Consider the following 16,701-nt stretch of genomic DNA (forward strand, 5'->3'; position numbering starts at 1 on the left):
GCAACTCTATAGACGGCCTCTGACAAGGAACCAGCGATTTCGCTCAGAGCGCCCAGATGCTTAGTCCACGCCCTGCGAAAGCGTGCTGGCCAACGTGACGCGGTTCCGGCCGGATGCCTTTGCCGCGTACAGAGCAAGGTCCGCTTCGCGCAGCAACTGCTCCGTCCCGGCGCGGTGCCCATCAGCGAATGCCGAGACACCCGCGCTGATGGTGAGTATGCCGTCGGGGTCCCCGGAGTGCTCGATCTGAAGCGCATGAACAGCTGCCCGAATCCGCTCCATGACCACTTCGGCGCCAGTGGCCGTCTGCTCCCGAAGGACCAGGAGGAACTCCTCGCCGCCGAACCTGTACACGCCGTCGGACTGACGGACCTCGCCAGCAAGGGTCGAAGCGATGGCCACCAGTGCGGCGTCTCCTGCCTGGTGGCCGTAAATATCGTTGTAGCTCTTGAAGTTGTCCACATCCACCATCGCCAGACAATAATCCCGCGAGTAGCGGTCACTTCTGCTGTGCAGTTGTCCCAGGTCTTCGGTCAGCTTGAGCCTGTTGTTCAGCTTGGTCAGGGGGTCGGTGCGGGCCTGTTTTGTCAGCGCCGTTCGATACTTTGCGAGGTCTGCGTGCAGCGAGGTGATGCGTTGCGCGGCAAGCAGACGAATGTGCAGGTTGAAGGGGTCCAGCGGTTTGGTGACGTAATCGTCTGCGCCGGCCTCCATGCCCGCGAGGACGTCCTTTCGCGAACCATGGGAGGTCACCAGGATCACGTACGTGTAGGTGTCCTGCTCGCGCTCGCGGATCGCCCGGCAAAGATCCAAGCCGTTCAGGCCCGGCATCATCAGGTCCGTCACCACGGCCGAGGGAGCATGGGCTTGGTAAAGATCCCAGGCCGAGTCGCCATCCACTGCCACGATGCAGTCATGACCGGATTGCTCGACGGCGGCCTTGGTGATCATCCGGGAAATCTGGTCGTCGTCGGCGATTAATACTTTCATGGGGCTCCCAATAGTGTGCGCGCGAGTGCCCCATCCACCCGTGCGAGTTCCGAATTCAGTTGATCAAGTACGGGCGTTCCATCTGCTGCAACATCCGGGCCCGCCTCACGGCCCAGCCGTTCCAAGTCCTTGGCCAAGGTGGCGGCGCCTGTAGCGCCGATGTTGGCCGCGGCCCCCGCGAGTTTGTGGGCTGCGGCCTCCACCGCGTTGGCCTGCCCGCTCTCCAAGGCCGAACGCAGCGTCTCCTGGGAACGCTGGGCTTCCTCGCGGAAGGCCCTGATGGCTTCGGGCAGCAGGCCCATACCGTCCGCCGGCCCAAGTTCACGCAGAATCTGCAGCCTGTCCTCGTCCAGGACGGTACTGCCGGCGTCGTCGGGCTCGGCAGCGTGGCCGGACTCGGAAGCGTCCAAAACAACAGCGGTCGACGGCGGTGCTTCCGCCACCTGCAGCTGGGGCTCCAACCGTTCCTGCGGCACCCACCGGGCCAAGATGTCGCGGAGCTTGTCCAGATCCACAGGTTTACTGATGTAATCGTCCATGCCGGCGGCAAAACAGCGCTCGCGGTCCTCGTTCAGGGCCCCGGCCGTCATGGCAATGATGGGGATCCTCACGGTTTTGGCATCCCGGGAACGAATCGTCTTTGTCGCCTCAAAACCATCCATCACCGGCATGTGGCAGTCCATAAGAACGGCAGCGTAGTTTCCGGTGAGTGTCGCAGCAACGGCTTGCGCGCCGTCGTCGACGATGTCTACTTCGTAGCCGAGCCTGTTCGCCATCCCGCGGGCCACCAGCTGATTGACCTCATTGTCTTCAGCCACCAGGAGTTTGCCGAGGCGGAGTTCCGGGTCCCGGGGCGGCAGCTCGGGCTGCGTTCCAAGGGGCGCTGGCTTGCCCATTGTTTTCGTGGCCAGGAGCCGCAGGAGCCGGTTGTAGAACTCGGAGCTCCGTACGGGCTTGGTGAGGTACTCGCGGATTCCCGCGGACGTGAGATCGGCCTTGTCCACTTGCATGGTGGAGGTCAGGAGAATGATCCCCGGGCCGCCCGAGCCGTTGCTTTCTTCCTTGATTTGGCGGGCCAGTTCCAGGCCGTCGACGTCGGGCATGCACATGTCCACGACGGCGATGTCGTAAGGGTGGTGGTCGGAAACAGCCAGCCGGTATTCGTCCATGGCGGTGCGCGCATCTGCGACTGCCACCGGCTGCATTCCCCAGCTTGCGAGCTGTGTCTCCAGTACCAAGCGGTTGGTGGCGTTGTCGTCCACCACCAGGACCTTTTGGCCCGCGAGCGAGGCGGGCAGGAGCCCGGTGTCCGTGGCGGGTGGGCCGACAGGCAGTTCCAGGACAAACCAGAATTTGCTGCCTACTCCCATTTCGCTGTCGAGTCCGATTTCGCCGCCCATGACTTCGGTCAGTCGCCGCGAGATGGCCAAGCCGAGGCCCGTGCCGCCGTAACGGCGGGTGGTGGAGGCATCTGCCTGGGCGAAGGATTCGAACAACCGGTGGTGGTCTTCGGCGCTGATGCCGATTCCCGTGTCGCGGACTTCAAACCGCAGGGAGGCTTTGTTTGAATCCTGGTTGACCACGGAGACCTGGATCTCCACCTCGCCGGATGGGGTGAACTTGACTGCGTTGGATGACAGATTCAGCAGGATCTGGCGGATCCGCCCGGAGTCGCCCATGAGCCGTTCCGGCACGTTGGGGTGGCAGTAGGAGATCAGCTCAAGATCCTTGCTTTGGGCTTGTTCGGCAACCAGCCCGGCAACCTCCTCCACCAACGCCCGCGGATCGAAGGCCGTGATGTCCAGATCCACCTTCCCGGCTTCCAGCTTGGAGAAGTCCAGGATGTCATTGATCAGCGTCAGCAGAACCTCGCCGGCGCCTTTAACTCCCTGGGCGTACTGCCGTTGGACCTCGTTCAGGCGCGTGTCCAACATGAGCGACGTCAGGCCGATCACGGCGTTCAGGGGAGTCCTGATCTCGTGGCTCATGGTGGCCAGGAACTCGGACTTGAGCCTGCTCGATTCCAAGGCCGCTTCCCGGGCAGCCAGGAGCTCGGCTTCAGCAGCTTTCCGTTCCGTGATGTCCCGGGAAATAGTGGCCACGCCCCAGATACCGGACTCGTTGCGTACAGGGGAGAGCGTCACGGAAACGGGAATGATGGCGCCGTCACCTCGCTTGCGGAGCGTCTCAAAGTTCTGAACTGCACCGCTTTCGGCAGTTGTCCGCAGGGCCTCGTGTTCTGCTTCCCGCAATTCCCCGGGGATAAAGAAGTCGCTGTTCTTGCCTATGGCCTGCTCTGCCGTGTAGCCGAAAATCCGCTCAGCCCCCGGGTTCCAACTGAGGATCTCGCCCTCAGGCGTCTTGCCAATGATGGCGTCACCGGAGGAGTTCACGATCGCTCCCAAGCCCTCAAGCTCGGCTGTACGGGCAGCCACCTTGGACTCCAGGTCCCGCGTAAGGCTCACATTCTCGACGACGATCAGTACCTGCCGCACGATGACAAACACCAGGACCAAAATGCCCGTGATCAGCAGGATCGGGTCTCCCAGGTTGACGGCCCGGCTGCGGTTGAAAAGGACGGCGGAGAAAACGGGAATATAGGGGAGGAGTTCCAAGGCCGCAGCGTATGTGCGTCCGTCTTTTTTGCTGCTGCTGGCCTCTGGAGCCAGGGGGCTGAACCCGACGAGCAGGAAAGCTGCTACCCAGCCAAGTGCCAAGGGGGATCCGGTCACACCTGTGACGCCTTCGGCGGTAAGCCGGACGTAGGTCAGGTCAGTCAACGCGAGCACCAGGAAGCCCAAGCCCAGGCACAGCCACGGAAGGCGCCGCCCACGGGCGGCACGCATGGTCAGCACGATCACCAGCGAGACCATTACCACGTCCGCGAAAGGGTAGGCCAGCGTGGTGAGGAAAGCCAGGGCGTCCTCATTGCCTGTCTGAATCAGTGGCCCCAGGACTGCACCCCAAGCCATGAAGAGAACCGCGCTGGCCACCGTTCCGACATCCAGGACAGTGCGCACAACCGACATGCGGACACTGTCGCCCTTGGAAAGCAGGACAAGCCCGACGGCGACCGGCAGCGCATAGCCGACGAATCCGATGTCCGAGGCCGAGGGGAAGGGGTAGGCGTGGTCCAGCACTATGCCGTTGAAGGTCCAGAGTGCTTGCCCGCAGGACCAGAGAGCCAAACCGGCAACCACGAACCAACGGGCTTTTGTATTGCCGTGTCCCTGTAGAGCCGCGCGTGTGTGTGTCATCAGCGCAGTCAGGGCGGCGATAAGGATCGCAAAGTCGCCTGCCAGCTGAGCTGTGGGTGTGCCGATACCGCTTCCGAACCCCACGGCCAAAAGGACGGTGCACAATCCGACTGCAACCAGGTAAAGCGGCATGCCCTGGCGCGCCCACGAGCGCACCGGAAGAACCTCGTGCTTCACTCCTGCCACTGAACCCCTGCCTTCGAAAGTGGCCCCACCAAAAGCGAACAACGCATCTTGCCTTTGCGCTGAGGAGAGCATACGCCGAAAGTGTGCTAAAGTGACCGGCAACACACAAAGGTGACGTCCCGTGAGACTCTATCGTCCTGTGAGACCCCATCTAAGTCGCAGCAGTGCGCGTTTTGAGAGCTCATAACGCGCTCTGCTGCGACTCACATGGGTCAGCGCTGAGGGATGAGGGTCTTCGAGAACAGCACAGCCCCATTGGCGTTGCGGAGGCTTACGGTGAAGGTGCTGTCGGCGGCAAGATCCACGTGCCCGAAATATTGGTTCTCGCCATCGCGCGGAGATTCGCCCGGGAAGCGACCAGCCTTGGCGAACACCACTTCCGGCCCAAACGTTCCATCCATGTCGTTGGGTCCGAACGAGCCAGCGTTGATGGGGCCAGCCACGAACTCCCAGAAGGGATCGAAATCGGTGAAAGACGCTCGTTCGGGGGAGTAGTGATGGGCTGCGCAGTAGTGCACGTCCGCCGTCAGCCACACAGTGTTCTTGACGCCGTCCCGCTTGAAAGCGCTCAGCACGCCGGCGATTTCCAGTTCGCGTCCCAGCGGAGCACCGTTATCCCGGTTGGAGAGGCTCTCTTGGTTCACCGGACCATCGGGCACGATGATGCCCAGTGGCAGGTCAGCTGCGATCACCTTCCACGTTGCCTTTGACTGGCGTACTTCCTTGATCAGCCAATCCACCTGCTCCTGGCCGAGGATGTTGGTGTCGTACGGTTCTTTGCCATCGGTGTTGGGGGACTTGTAGGTCCTCATGTCCAGGCAGAAGATGTCCAGCTGCGGGCCGCGCGAAATCTTCCGGTAGATGCGCGCAGGTTGGTACTGGCCGGCGTCGAACGTTCCCGGGCGCCATAACGCCGCGGAGTCTGAGATCGGCATGTTCTCCTGCCAGGCCTGCCGGCCGCGGGCGGCGAGGACGTTGACGTTGCGTTCGGTGTAGCGGGCGTCGTCCAGGATCTGGCCGGGATACCAGTTGTTGTGTGTCTCGTGGTCATCCCATTGGGCGATCACGGGGACCTCGGCGAACATGGCCCGCATGTTGGCATCCAGGGAGTTGTAACGGTGCCGGCCCCGGTATTCCTTAAGGGTTTCGGCAACCTTGGAGACTTCTTCGGTGACGATATTCCGCCATACGTGACCGTCCTTCTCGGTGACCGTGGTGGCGATGGGGCCGTCGGCGTAGATGGTGTCCCCCGAGTGGATGAAGAAGTCCGGGCGCGTTGCGTGCATTGCTTTGTAGCCGCGCATGCCGCCGATTTCCTCATTGATGCCCCAGCCCTGCCCGGCGGTGTCGCCGGTCCACACGAAGGACTGCGATGACGACGACGGCTTGCGGCCTTCGCGCTCGTCTTCAGGATCGCCGTTCCCGGCACTGTTGTTTACCGATGAGCCGGGCGCTGTGGTGAACGTCCCCGTGACTGCCTCGCCAAGTCCGTTCTCGTCCTCGAAGTTAAGTTCAAGGGCGAAGCGGGTTCCCGCAGGAAGTCCTTTGGCGTGGATCTTGGCGGTGAAGTCGCTGGCTTCAGTAGCGAGCGGTCCCTGGATGGTTCGGCTGAATCCATATCGTCCCCGCAGGATTTCGCCCGCGCTGTCCACTGCTTGCAGGCGGGCGGTGAGTCGCCCTGGGCCCGAGGCGCGTGACCAGAGGACTGCCGAATCCGCGGTGACATCGCCGGTGGCGATTCCTGTGGGGAGTGTGAGGCGTTTGCGGACCAGGGGGATGGCGGCGGGTGCAGGTGCAGCGGTACCGGTTGCGAGGCCAGCCAATGCCAAGCCGGTTAAAGATGTTTTGACGAGGGTGCGGCGCGAGAGATCAGTCATGGTTCCACTGTTTCGGGGCGTCGTGAACAGCGGGTGAGCCTGAGGTGAAGGATTCTGCTGGATCATCCCGACTGGCAGACAAGTCCACACAACTCCCGCCCCGGTACGGCGCGGACTGGCTGCTGATCAAGGTTCGAATGATCCAACACAATTTGAGCAGCAGACGAGCCAGGCATGCCGGCGGGCCTGATCGGGCAGGGGGGCGCCCGACCAGGCCCGGCGGGGCTCTGTGGTGGTGCTTGAGGTGGTGATGCTTGCTCTGGTGTTACAGGCCTCGTGTTACAAGGCCTGGTGCTACTTGATGGTTTCGGTGCGCTGGGTGCCGGTGAAGGCGAAGGCGATGGTGCTGGTGGCGCCTTGGAAGGTGTCGTTGGCCGTGGTGGGGAACGCGGTGGTGACCTTGAGGTAGTCGGTTTTGGCCGAGGTGAGGGCGGTCAGGTTGTTCAGGACCTTGTTCGCGGTGATCACCGGGGCGGCGGCCATGACCGTGGTCTTGGTCCCGGAGCAGGTGTAGGGGGCTGCGGCGCCGGTCCAGGCGACCGAGCAGTTCTCGATGGTCAGCTGCAGGCCGTTGGTCACATCTGTGGTGAGCAGTGAGGCGGTGGCCCCGGCGGAGGTGGTGAGGGTGACGTTGTTCAGGTCCGAGTTGCCGGTGTTTGCCAAGGTGACGAGCTTTTCGACTTTGTCTCCGGGCAGCAGGCCCGCGACGGGGACGTTGAGGGTGTTGTTCGCTCCGGTGCCCAGGGCGATGGTGACGGTGCCGGCGGTGACTTGCTGGCTGGCCGAGGTGGAGGAAGTGAACGCGCCGTAGGTTCCCATGCCGGCGACCGCGGCTGCGGTGCCGAGCAGTGCGACGGAAGCGAGGACCTTGCCGGAGGTGGTCTTGAGGCTGATGGCCATGGGAATCGGTGTCCTTTCGGGAGGCCACCGCTGCCGGCCGGCCGTTTCATGTGCCGGCCCTGAGTGGCTGACAAGAAACACTGTGCCGGGCCAGGATCAAGAACCACTCCTGCAATCCATCAGCACTTGCTCAGGAAAAGATCAAGGCAAGTGGTGTGTTCCGGAAAAGATGCGTACTACTTAGTGCAATTCCCGGACTCCGGAGAAAAAGACGAGTATCTGTTACTCGTGCGGTGCCAATGGCCAATTCCTAGCATTAAGTTCCCTAGGGTTTCTGAAATTCTGTTCCGCCGGCTCAGCGGTGGTTCGCTCCCTCGCACGTGACGAGTGGTGCTCCCCACAACATTTCTGCGCTATCGCATACGCCCCTCCCATGGGACTTCTGCGTGCTCAGACCGACGCCTTGGATTCTGGGATACCCAATGAACATTTATCATGACGAGCTTCAAACGACTCTGTCAAAGAGCGCGCCCGGCGGTACCCTGCTGCTTGGGTCTCGCAAGAATAAAGTCCTTCTGATCGCAATTGCCATCATTGTTGTCATAGGGCTAATCCCTTTGATTTTTGGGGTTCTTTCACAGGCAAACAACCCCGCCGCTGATATGGGCCAAACGGTGTCCAATGAACAACTGGCGGCTCCCCAGGCCACTGACTCCAACCAGGCCACAGACTCCAACCCGGCCACGGCCGCCGCGAGTGAAGCAGCAGTGGCGCCTGCAGCCGAAGCCAAGGTTCCCGCCGTCGAACCGGCGGTGCCAGCGGCGGCGCCGCCTGCAGAACCTGCACCGGCTGCGCCGGCCGAACCAGCGCCGCCAGCTGTGGATACCAACCTTTATACGGTTGCCAGCGGAGATACCGTGGGCTCCATAGCTGCACGGTTCGGCGTGAACATGAATGACATGCTGGCTGCCAATGGCCTGAGCGGCTACTCGGTCATCGTGCCCGGGCAAGTGCTGAAACTTACTGGACCAGCTGTTCCGCTCATCAATCCGGCGCCGGCACCAGCACCCGCTGCCGCCCCCGCCCAGGCGGCCCCTGCGCAGGCTGCTCCAGCGCAAGCTGCTGCTCCAGTAGCCGCAGGTTGGACGATCTACGTGGCTGGATCCGGAGGCCAGAGCCTGGTGGACGCTTGCATTGGGCCCATCCACTTCACTCCCACGGATGGCTACGCATTGTTCATCACCGAGCACGACTTCTGTGGAGGTTGGGCACGCTTCTCCGGCATCGGTGTGGGACAAACGGTTAACATCCCGGGCTACGGCACGTACACAGTGACCGGAAGGGGACAAGTGCCCAATCCCGGAACAACCAACAACGTAGCGGCTGTCTTCGGCGGCTTCCCGGCAGTTGTCCTGCAGACGTGCATCCCCGGCACGAGCCAGATGTTAGTGATTGGGCTTAACTAGTCCGACCTAACTGGAAAGACAGCTAACTAGGCCGGGGCCGTCAGACGCGCAAACCGGAGTATGCCCAGGATGGCCGGGGCCAGCTCATCCTCCATCTGGTTGTAGACCTCTTCCGCTCGTCGGTAGGGGTCTACGACGTCGTTATCGGTGGGATCGGCTGGCAGGGCCAGATGGCGTACGGAAGCGGCCCGGGCCGGAAGAGCCCGCCAGAATTCCACGATGTCGCCCTCCGGAACAAGATCGCCACGGGCCTCCAGGACGGCAAGCATCCTGGCAAATTCACGGATAGTGAACGTTCGCTTTAGCAGAGAAGCATCCAGCTGAAGAACTTCGCCCCGGTGCCTGGACGTCATGGCAAGCACGAGGTCGGTTTCCCGCAGGATCTTCTGGTTGAGCTGCCTGGCAGCGAAGTTGTCGGGGCTGCCACGGAAGGTGCTGATCATCTTGGCCGACAGGGGCTGAATCGGCTCTCCGACCATGGCGCGGGTGCCGGCGCTGCGAACCTCGAATGATCCTGGGCTTGCGTGGTTCAGCCCCGCCTGCAGCAGCCGTTCTGCCACAGGGGAGCGGCAAATGTTCCCTGTGCAGACGGTGAGGATCCTAAAGGGCTGGGGCGATTCCACGTGAGGCTCTTTTCTTGCGGGGGCTTTGGACGGCTCAGGTCCCATCCCAAGTTAACACGGGCAGCAAAGACCACCTTGTCACAACGCCCAGCTGCACCCATGCTGCTCAACGGGTCTTCAACGAGAACCGAACGCTTGACTGAAAACGCCCGCTCCGCATATTCTGAACGAACGGTCGGTAATTTATTAGGAGCAACCATGGCATCGCAGAATCTGCAATCAGTGCCCGCTGAGCTGTCCCCGGAAGAGCAGGAGCGGGAGGCAGCCGGGAAGGCATACTTTGATCGCATCATCTCGGAAGACTCGCGCATCGAACCGCGCGACTGGATGCCGGAGGCTTACCGCAAGACTTTGCTGCGTCAGATCTCGCAGCACGCGCACTCGGAAATCATCGGCATGCAGCCGGAAGCCAACTGGATCACCCGCGCTCCGAGCCTGAAGCGCAAGTCCATCCTCATGGCCAAGGTCCAGGACGAGGCAGGCCACGGCCTGTACCTCTACTCGGCAGCTGAGACCCTGGGGCAGACCCGGGACAAGATGATGGAAGACCTCATTGCCGGCAAAGCCCGGTACTCGTCGATCTTCAACTACCCGGCGATTTCCTGGGCGGATATGGGAGCCATCGGTTGGCTTGTGGATGGCGCCGCCATTTGCAACCAGGTGCCCCTGTGCCGCGCCTCCTACGGTCCTTACGGGCGCGCAATGGTGCGCATCTGCAAGGAAGAGTCCTTCCACCAGCGCCAGGGTTTTGAGATCCTGCTGGAACTTTCCAACGGCACGCCTGCGCAGAAGCAGATGGCCCAGGAAGCAGTGAACCGGTGGTACGCGCCATCGCTGATGATGTTCGGCCCGCCGGATGATGACTCACCCAACTCCAAGCAGTCCATGGCCTGGAACATCAAGCGGTTCAGCAACGATGAACTGCGCAGCCGGTTCGTCGGCATGATGGTGGAGCAGGTCAAGGTCCTCGGCCTGGCCCTGCCTGACAAGGACATCCGTTTCAACGAAGAAACCAAGAAGTGGGAGCACGGACCCCTGGACTGGAACGAGTTCAAGGAAGTCCTGGCCGGCCGCGGCCCCTGCAACTCGCAGCGCGTCGAGCGCCGCCGCGAGGCACACGAAAACGGTGCCTGGGTTCGCGAAGCCGCCGTTGCCTACGCCCGCAAGCAAGCAGAGAAAGTGAACGCAGCATAATGGCTCCCCACGGTAACCCGGAAGAACCGGCAAGCTCGGCCAGCGAGATCAAGCGCGAGGCGCCCAAAGTCGCAGCCGCCACTGAACAGCACCACGAGACCCCGTGGTCCCTCTGGGAAGTGTTCGTGCGCTCCAGTCGGGGCCTGTCGCACGTACACGCAGGATCTTTGCATGCTCCTGATGCCGCCATGGCCCTCAGGAATGCACGCGATCTTTACACGCGCCGCAACGAAGGGGTCTCCATCTGGGTTGTCCCAGCCGATGCCATCACCTCCAGCGATCCGGATTCCAAGGGTGCCTTCTTCGAATCGCCGCAGGGCAAGGACTACCGCCACGCAACGTATTACACCAAGAGCGAAGGCGTGAAGCACCTGTGATGACTGATAAAGACACTGACTTCGCTATTGAAGGCCACGGCGATATCTCCGTGGGCGTCCGCGGAGCGGGAGCTTCCGGCGACGGTTCAGCCAGCGCCACCCGCATCACGCCGGGCAACGCCCTCCGTCCGGAGGACATCGCCCTTGAAGTACGGCGTGGACAGGTCAAGCCGAGCGAGGACGTTGCCGAGTTTGCCCTGAGGATCGGCGACGACGGACTGATCCTGGCCCAGCGCCTGGGCCACTGGATTTCCCGTGCTCCGGAGCTCGAGGAAGACATAGCACTCGGCAACATTGCGCTGGACCAGTTGGGCCACGCGCGCTCGTTCCTGACCTACGCCGGTGCCGCCTGGGACAAGTCCGAGGACGATCTCGCGTACTTCCGCCGCGAGCACGAATTCCGTTCTGCACACCTTTTCGAGCAGCCCAACGGGGACTTCGCGGTGACCATCGCTCGCCAGTTCATCGTCAGCTACTACCAGTACGAGCTCTACACGCAGCTCATGGAGTCCACTGATCCCACCCTCGCTGCCATCTCCGCGAAGGCCGTGAAGGAAGTGGATTACCACCGCGACCACAGCGCCCAGTGGGTACTGCGCCTGGCTGGCGGAACGGACGAATCCCGCGCCCGCATCATCCAGGGCTTCACGCTCGTATGGCCCTATGTGGACGAACTCTTCGAGGACGATGAGCTCACTACACGCCTGGGTGAGGCTGGCGTGACTGTTCAGCCCTCTAGCCTGCGCGCTGCGTTCGATCGGCTCACCGGCGAGATCATGGCCGAAGCCGAATTGGACATCCCCGCCGTACCGCAAGCACTCGGTGGCGGCCGTCGCGGCAAGCACTCCGAGTTCCTGGGTTACATCCTCGCTGAGATGCAGGTCCTGGCCCGCGAACACCCCGGCGCGAGCTGGTGACCACCATGACGAGCCTGTCAGGGACGCAGATGCGGACACAAGAGCAGCGGGCCTGGGACATTGCGTCCACGGTCTGCGATCCGGAGATCCCGGTCCTCACCATCGAGGACCTCGGCATTCTTCGCGGCGTCCACGTCGTCGAGGCGACTGATACGCAGCAGCACACAGTCAAGGCGGACGACGGCGGCACCTCACGTACCGCCGTCGAGGTCACCATCACGCCCACGTACTCGGGCTGCCCGGCGATGGACGCGATTGCTGACGACGTGCGGAAGGCCTTCGAAAAGGAGGGCTACGCGAGTGTGCACGTCAACCTGGTGCTCTCCCCGGCCTGGACTACGGACTGGATGACCGAGTCCGGCAAGGCCAAGCTGCAGGAGTACGGGATCGCCCCTCCAAGTGGCCATTCAAAAGCCGGCGGCCACTCCGGTCCCGTTCGTTTGAATCTGGCTGTGAAATGCCCGCAGTGTTCGTCGTTGAACACCAAGGAGCTGACCCGCTTTGGTTCCACGTCCTGCAAGGCGTTGTTCGTCTGCCAGGACTGCAAGGAACCGTTCGACTACTTCAAAGTCCTCTAAGGAATTCCATGACCACCGAAACCCAGACGGCCAGCCGCCGTCGTGCGTCTTTCCATTCCCTGACCGTCTCGGAAGTCCGGCGCCTTACGGACGACGCAATCGAGGTGACGTTCGCTGTTCCCGCCGAGCTGGCCGGTCAGTACGACTACCTTCCTGGCCAGTACGTCGCGCTCCGCACCACGCTGCCGGACGAGAATGGTGAGCAGCACGAGGTCCGCCGCAGCTACTCGATCTGCGCAGAGCCGCGCAGTTTCGCGGACGGCAGCAGCGAGATCCGGGTGGCCATCAAAAAGGACCTTGGCGGCACTTTCTCCACGTGGGCCAACGCCGAGCTAAAAGCCGGCGACATCCTGGACGTGATGAGCCCACAGGGTGCGTTCATTTCGCGGCACGGCAAGGACGGCTCGGCGGTCCAGCACAACGTCATGAACTCCATGAACCACCCCGAGGAGTTGGCGGGAGAGCCCGGGAACTTCGTTGCGATCGCTGCAGGCTCGGGCATCACGCCCGTGATCGCGATTGCCCGGACACTGCTGGCCGCCAACCCTGAGACCACTTTTGACCTGATCTACGCCAACAAAGCCGCCATGGACGTCATGTTCCTGGAGGAACTGGCGGACCTGAAGGACAAGTACCCTTCGCGCCTGGCGCTGCACCACGTGTTGTCCCGCGAGCAGCGGATCGCGCCGCTGATGACCGGCCGCATCGATTCCGAGAAGCTGCAGGCGTTGCTGAGCAGTGCCATCCATTCCGAGGATGTGGACGAGTGGTTCCTGTGTGGGCCGTTCGAGCTGGTCCAACTGTGCCGCGACACACTCGCTGCCCGTGGTGTGAAGCCCGAGCACGTTCGTTTCGAGCTGTTCACCACTGGTCGTCCTGACCGCCCTGAGGGCAATGCCGGCCGTCCCGTTGTGGAGGACGAGTCGAAGGAAACCTACAAGATCACGTTCAAGCTGGACGGCTTGACGGGCGAGGTGGCGAGTCCCACGCATGCCCGCGAGTCCATCCTCAACGCTGCCCTTCGTGTCCGCCCCGATGTTCCGTTCGCGTGTGCGGGCGGGGTCTGCGGCACCTGCCGCGCCAAGCTGGTGACGGGTACGGTGTCCATGGATGAGAACTACGCCCTCGAGCAGGACGAGCTGGATAAGGGCTACGTCCTCACCTGCCAGTCCCACCCCACGAGCGAAGAAGTTACCGTCGACTTCGACGTCTAAGGAGTCCCCATGATCGAGCTCTCCATTGCCAACGGCATTGCCGAAATTGTCCTCAATGCCCCCGAAAAGCTGAACTCGCTCAACGAGGACGCGCTCGCGGAACTGGATAAGGCGTACGACGACGCCGCTGCCGCCGGCTCACGGGGTGAGGTGCGGGCGCTGCTGCTTCGCGGAGAGGGGCGAGCCTTCTGCGCCGGCCGCGACATTGCCGGCGTTACCCCCGAAACCGATGACGCGCAGGCGTATCTCGGTGGGCTGGTGGAGCCGCTCCTGAAGAAGATGGCCGCATTCCCGGCACCCACTTTTGCCGCTGCGCATGGTGCCTGCCTGGGTGTCGGTCTCGGACTGCTGTTGGCCACGGACGTGGTGTACGTGGGGGAGAATGCCAAATTTGGTTCACCTTTCGCCAAGCTGGGCGCCACCCTGGATTCCGGCGGGCACTGGTACTTCACTGAGCGTCTGGGCATGCATCGCACACTGGATCTGATCTACACAGCCGATCTGATCTCTGGCTCCGAGGCCGTTGAACGGGGAATGTTCAGCCGTGCGATGCCCGATGATGCGTTGCTTGCCATGACGCGAGCGATCGTCGAACGGGTGGCTACCGGAGCCACTGAGGCTTTCAAGGCCTCCAAGGAACTCGTGGCCCACATCCGCGATCAGCGACTTGGCCTCTGGGCATCCATGGCCGAGGAAAACACTGAGCAGGCCCGCCTCTGCAAGACCGAGGATTACGCCGAGGGTTTCCGGGCTTTCCAGGAGAAGCGGGCGCCGGTTTTCAAGGGGTGATCCCGAGCCCCTGTCATTGGACCAAATCCAGGACAGCGCGGACGATGCTGTCGGTGTCGATCCCGTGGTAGCGGTAGACGTCCTCGAGGCCTCCAGCCTGGCCGAAAGTGTCTACGCCGAGGTTGCGGCTTTTGACTTGATGCACACCGGCGAGGAACGCGAGTGTGTGGGGGTGGCCGTCGAGCACGGTGACCATGGGGACGGCGCGCCCTGACGGCAGGATTTGGTCCAGGATCCAGGACGGCGCGTCCGGGTTCTGCCCATTGCGGCCTTGCAGGGCGTCGTAGAGCAGGCCTGGGCTCGTGACGCATATGACGTCCACGGGGGTGCCTTGGGCGGCGAGTCGCTCGGAGGCCACAACCGCTTCCGGGACCATGGCGCCCATGGCGACGATTGTCGCGCACGGTGTCGCCGCCGCGCGGAGCATGTAGCCACCCGCGACCACTTGGCGACGGCGACGCTCACGCGCGGCTGGATCTTCCGGGACGGCAGCCAGTTGTTGGTCGATGGGTTTTGTGGAGAGCCGCAGGTAGGCGGATTTGCCGCCCGGTCTCCCGAGTTGGGACACGGAGGCGAGCAGCGTCCACTCGACGTCGATGGCGAAGGCTGGTTCGTAGCTGGTGCAGCCGGGCTGTTCCAGGCCGATGGACGGCGTCTTGATGGACTGGTGCGCACCGCCTTCGGGGGCAAGCGTAACGCCCGACGGCGTACCTACCAGGATCGACTGGCCGCCGGCGTAGATGCCGTAGGACCATGGTTCCAAGGCTCGCTCAACGAACGGGTCATAGAGCACTCCGATCGGGAACAGCGGCTGGCCCCAGCGGCTCCAGGTTGCGCCGAGCTCGCCGAGGAGGCTGACAAGGTTTACCTCGGCTATGCCAAGTTCGATGTGCTGCCCCGTGGGCTTTTCCCGCCAGTGCATGACGGTCTCGGTGTCGTCGCTGAACCAGTCGGGGCGCTCTTCCACTGACCACACACCCACCTTGTTCAGCCAACCGGCGAGGTTGGTGCTGGAACTCACGTCCGGGCTGACCGTCACCAATCGACGGGCGACGGCGGGCGCCGCACGGGTGACGTCCAGCAAAGTGCGGCCCAGGGCTGCCTGTGTGGTGCCTGTTCCCGAGGGCGTTCTGCCGAAATCTGCCGGTACTGCGGGCGGGGCAACCGCAGGTTCAACCGTGCGGCGCAGGGTTTCCGCTGTGGTCCGTACCAGCTGACCCTCGCTGCTTACGGGATCGAACCGCGCCCATGGTGCGTCCGGGTTCTCGTCCAGTTTTTCTGCCAGCTGGCGGTATTGATCGACAGTGAGGAGCGAAGAGTGGTTCTGCGGATGGCCCTCGGTGGGCAGTCCGTTGCCCTTGACGGTGTAAGCAATGATGACCGTGGGACGGGTGTCATCGATCCGGGAGTAGGCCTCGCGCAACGCGGCAAGATCGTGCCCGCCCAGGTTCCTGATGGCCCGGGTCAGGGTCTGGTCCTCGACGCCGGCAATAAGTTCCGCGATGGCCGCACCCCTTGCGCCCTCACCAGGGAGCCTGTTGCGCAGTTCTTCGGCGGAGCAGCGCAGCAGCCGTTGGTATTCCGGGTTGGACATCTCAACAATGCGCTTCCGGAGCGCGGCGCCTCCTGTCCTGGCCATGAGGCTCTCCAGGAGATGCCCAAACCGTACGGTGATGACCTGCCAGCCAGCTGCCTCGAAGAGACGTTCAATCTTGCCCGCGGCAATGTTTGGCACCACCCGGTCAAGGGACTGCCTGTTCAGGTCCACGATCCAGACGATCTCACCAAGATCCGCAACGTTCGAGTCCAGCACGGCCTCCCAGATGGCGCCCTCGTCCAGTTCAGCGTCGCCGACGAGCGAGTACTGGCGCCCACGGTTCGGTGTACCGCTCACGGTCTCGATGTATCGCCGCGAAATGGCACCCCAGATTGGCGCGGTGGCCCCGATGCCGACGGAGCCGGTGGAGTAGTCAACGGGATCCGGGTCCTTTGCGCGGCTGGGGTAGCTCTGCAGCCCACCGAACTCGCGCAGCGTTGTGAGGTACTTTTCATCCAGGCTACCCAGCAGATAGTTGATGCTGTGGAGCACCGGCGAGGCGTGGGGCTTCACCGAGACGCGGTCTTCGGCGCGAAGCTGCCCGAACCAGAGCGAGGTCATGATCGTGGCAATGGAGGCACTCGAGGCCTGATGCCCGCCTACCTTGATGCCGGACGGGTTCGGCCGCACCTTGTTTGCGTGGTGGATCATGGATGTCGCAAGCCACAGAACGCGGCGTTCGATCGCAGCAAGTGCGTCCAGTTGGGGGTGGTCTTCGAAGGTCGAGGCGGTCTTCGCCTCCAGGTTATCGCTGACATGGATCAGGTTCATTGCATGCCTTAGGGAGAGTGTTGGT

Annotated in this window: 13 protein-coding genes; 7 read left to right on the top strand and 6 right to left on the bottom strand. The window is 62.8% G+C overall.

Features of this window, described 5'->3' with window-relative positions:
- Window positions 1-60: 60 nt before the first annotated feature.
- The 4 genes from AC1DD5_RS00775 to AC1DD5_RS00790 all read right to left on the bottom strand — a co-directional run bounded on the left by AC1DD5_RS00775 (window position 61) and on the right by AC1DD5_RS00790 (window position 7,210).
- Window positions 61-990 (bottom strand): GGDEF domain-containing protein, encoded by a 930-nt coding sequence (locus tag AC1DD5_RS00775; RefSeq protein WP_442019038.1) that lies wholly within the window; start codon window positions 988-990, stop codon window positions 61-63.
- Window positions 987-4,433 (bottom strand): PAS domain-containing hybrid sensor histidine kinase/response regulator, encoded by a 3,447-nt coding sequence (locus AC1DD5_RS00780; protein ID WP_442019037.1) that lies wholly within the window; start codon window positions 4,431-4,433, stop codon window positions 987-989. The genes AC1DD5_RS00775 and AC1DD5_RS00780 overlap by 4 nt, the downstream gene beginning before the upstream one ends.
- Before the next feature lie 212 nt (window positions 4,434-4,645).
- Window positions 4,646-6,310 (bottom strand): alkaline phosphatase D family protein, encoded by a 1,665-nt coding sequence (locus AC1DD5_RS00785; RefSeq protein ID WP_442019036.1) that lies wholly within the window; start codon window positions 6,308-6,310, stop codon window positions 4,646-4,648.
- 294 nt (window positions 6,311-6,604) lie between these two features.
- Complete coding sequence (locus AC1DD5_RS00790; RefSeq protein WP_477520403.1) at window positions 6,605-7,210, bottom strand: TasA family protein; 606 nt, start codon at window positions 7,208-7,210, stop codon at window positions 6,605-6,607.
- 422 nt (window positions 7,211-7,632) lie between these two features.
- Here AC1DD5_RS00790 and AC1DD5_RS00795 point away from each other — a divergent pair, with 422 nt between their 5' ends.
- Complete coding sequence (locus AC1DD5_RS00795) at window positions 7,633-8,616, top strand: LysM peptidoglycan-binding domain-containing protein (protein ID WP_442016659.1); 984 nt, start codon at window positions 7,633-7,635, stop codon at window positions 8,614-8,616.
- Between the two features lie 26 nt (window positions 8,617-8,642).
- Here the strand turns inward: AC1DD5_RS00795 and AC1DD5_RS00800 are convergent, their stop codons facing one another.
- Entirely contained in the window at window positions 8,643-9,239 is a 597-nt protein-coding gene (locus tag AC1DD5_RS00800) for an arsenate reductase/protein-tyrosine-phosphatase family protein (RefSeq protein WP_442016658.1), read from the bottom strand.
- Window positions 9,240-9,437: 198 nt separating this feature from the next.
- Here AC1DD5_RS00800 and paaA point away from each other — a divergent pair, with 198 nt between their 5' ends.
- The 6 genes from paaA to AC1DD5_RS00830 are packed head-to-tail and all read left to right on the top strand — an operon-like array spanning window position 9,438 to window position 14,308.
- Window positions 9,438-10,433: a 1,2-phenylacetyl-CoA epoxidase subunit PaaA gene (paaA, locus tag AC1DD5_RS00805; protein WP_442016657.1), complete on the top strand. Its 996-nt coding sequence runs from the start codon at window positions 9,438-9,440 to the stop codon at window positions 10,431-10,433.
- On the top strand, window positions 10,433-10,810 hold the full coding sequence (gene paaB, locus AC1DD5_RS00810) for a 1,2-phenylacetyl-CoA epoxidase subunit PaaB (RefSeq protein ID WP_442016656.1): 378 nt from the start codon (window positions 10,433-10,435) through the stop codon (window positions 10,808-10,810). The genes paaA and paaB overlap by 1 nt, the downstream gene beginning before the upstream one ends.
- A complete protein-coding gene (gene paaC / locus AC1DD5_RS00815; RefSeq protein WP_477520404.1) occupies window positions 10,810-11,727 on the top strand; it encodes a 1,2-phenylacetyl-CoA epoxidase subunit PaaC in 918 nt (305 codons plus the stop codon). Before paaB ends, paaC begins: the two co-directional genes overlap by 1 nt.
- A gap of 5 nt (window positions 11,728-11,732) precedes the next feature.
- Window positions 11,733-12,305, top strand: coding sequence for a 1,2-phenylacetyl-CoA epoxidase subunit PaaD (gene paaD / locus AC1DD5_RS00820; protein ID WP_477519348.1), 573 nt, complete (start codon window positions 11,733-11,735; stop codon window positions 12,303-12,305).
- Window positions 12,306-12,313: 8 nt separating this feature from the next.
- Entirely contained in the window at window positions 12,314-13,519 is a 1,206-nt protein-coding gene (gene paaE, locus AC1DD5_RS00825) for a 1,2-phenylacetyl-CoA epoxidase subunit PaaE (protein ID WP_477519349.1), read from the top strand.
- A gap of 9 nt (window positions 13,520-13,528) precedes the next feature.
- Complete coding sequence (locus AC1DD5_RS00830; protein WP_477519350.1) at window positions 13,529-14,308, top strand: enoyl-CoA hydratase/isomerase family protein; 780 nt, start codon at window positions 13,529-13,531, stop codon at window positions 14,306-14,308.
- A 13-nt stretch (window positions 14,309-14,321) separates the two neighbouring features.
- Here AC1DD5_RS00830 and AC1DD5_RS00835 read toward each other — a convergent pair whose 3' ends face one another.
- Window positions 14,322-16,676, bottom strand: coding sequence for a transketolase-like TK C-terminal-containing protein (locus AC1DD5_RS00835; protein ID WP_477519351.1), 2,355 nt, complete (start codon window positions 16,674-16,676; stop codon window positions 14,322-14,324).
- Window positions 16,677-16,701: the final 25 nt, after the last annotated feature.

The sequence above is a fragment of the Paenarthrobacter sp. 10L420 genome (genome assembly GCF_056395385.1).

Coding starts and splice junctions, on each gene's coding strand:
- AC1DD5_RS00830 (WP_477519350.1), top strand. CDS start 13,529: ATGATCGAGCTCTCCATTGCCAACGGCATTGCCGAAATTGTCCTCAAT.
- paaC (WP_477520404.1), top strand. CDS start 10,810: ATGACTGATAAAGACACTGACTTCGCTATTGAAGGCCACGGCGATATC.
- AC1DD5_RS00790 (WP_477520403.1), bottom strand. CDS start 7,210: ATGGCCATCAGCCTCAAGACCACCTCCGGCAAGGTCCTCGCTTCCGTC.
- paaA (WP_442016657.1), top strand. CDS start 9,438: ATGGCATCGCAGAATCTGCAATCAGTGCCCGCTGAGCTGTCCCCGGAA.
- AC1DD5_RS00795 (WP_442016659.1), top strand. CDS start 7,633: ATGAACATTTATCATGACGAGCTTCAAACGACTCTGTCAAAGAGCGCG.
- AC1DD5_RS00775 (WP_442019038.1), bottom strand. CDS start 990: ATGAAAGTATTAATCGCCGACGACGACCAGATTTCCCGGATGATCACC.
- AC1DD5_RS00835 (WP_477519351.1), bottom strand. CDS start 16,676: ATGAACCTGATCCATGTCAGCGATAACCTGGAGGCGAAGACCGCCTCG.
- AC1DD5_RS00785 (WP_442019036.1), bottom strand. CDS start 6,310: ATGACTGATCTCTCGCGCCGCACCCTCGTCAAAACATCTTTAACCGGC.
- paaD (WP_477519348.1), top strand. CDS start 11,733: ATGACGAGCCTGTCAGGGACGCAGATGCGGACACAAGAGCAGCGGGCC.
- paaE (WP_477519349.1), top strand. CDS start 12,314: ATGACCACCGAAACCCAGACGGCCAGCCGCCGTCGTGCGTCTTTCCAT.
- paaB (WP_442016656.1), top strand. CDS start 10,433: ATGGCTCCCCACGGTAACCCGGAAGAACCGGCAAGCTCGGCCAGCGAG.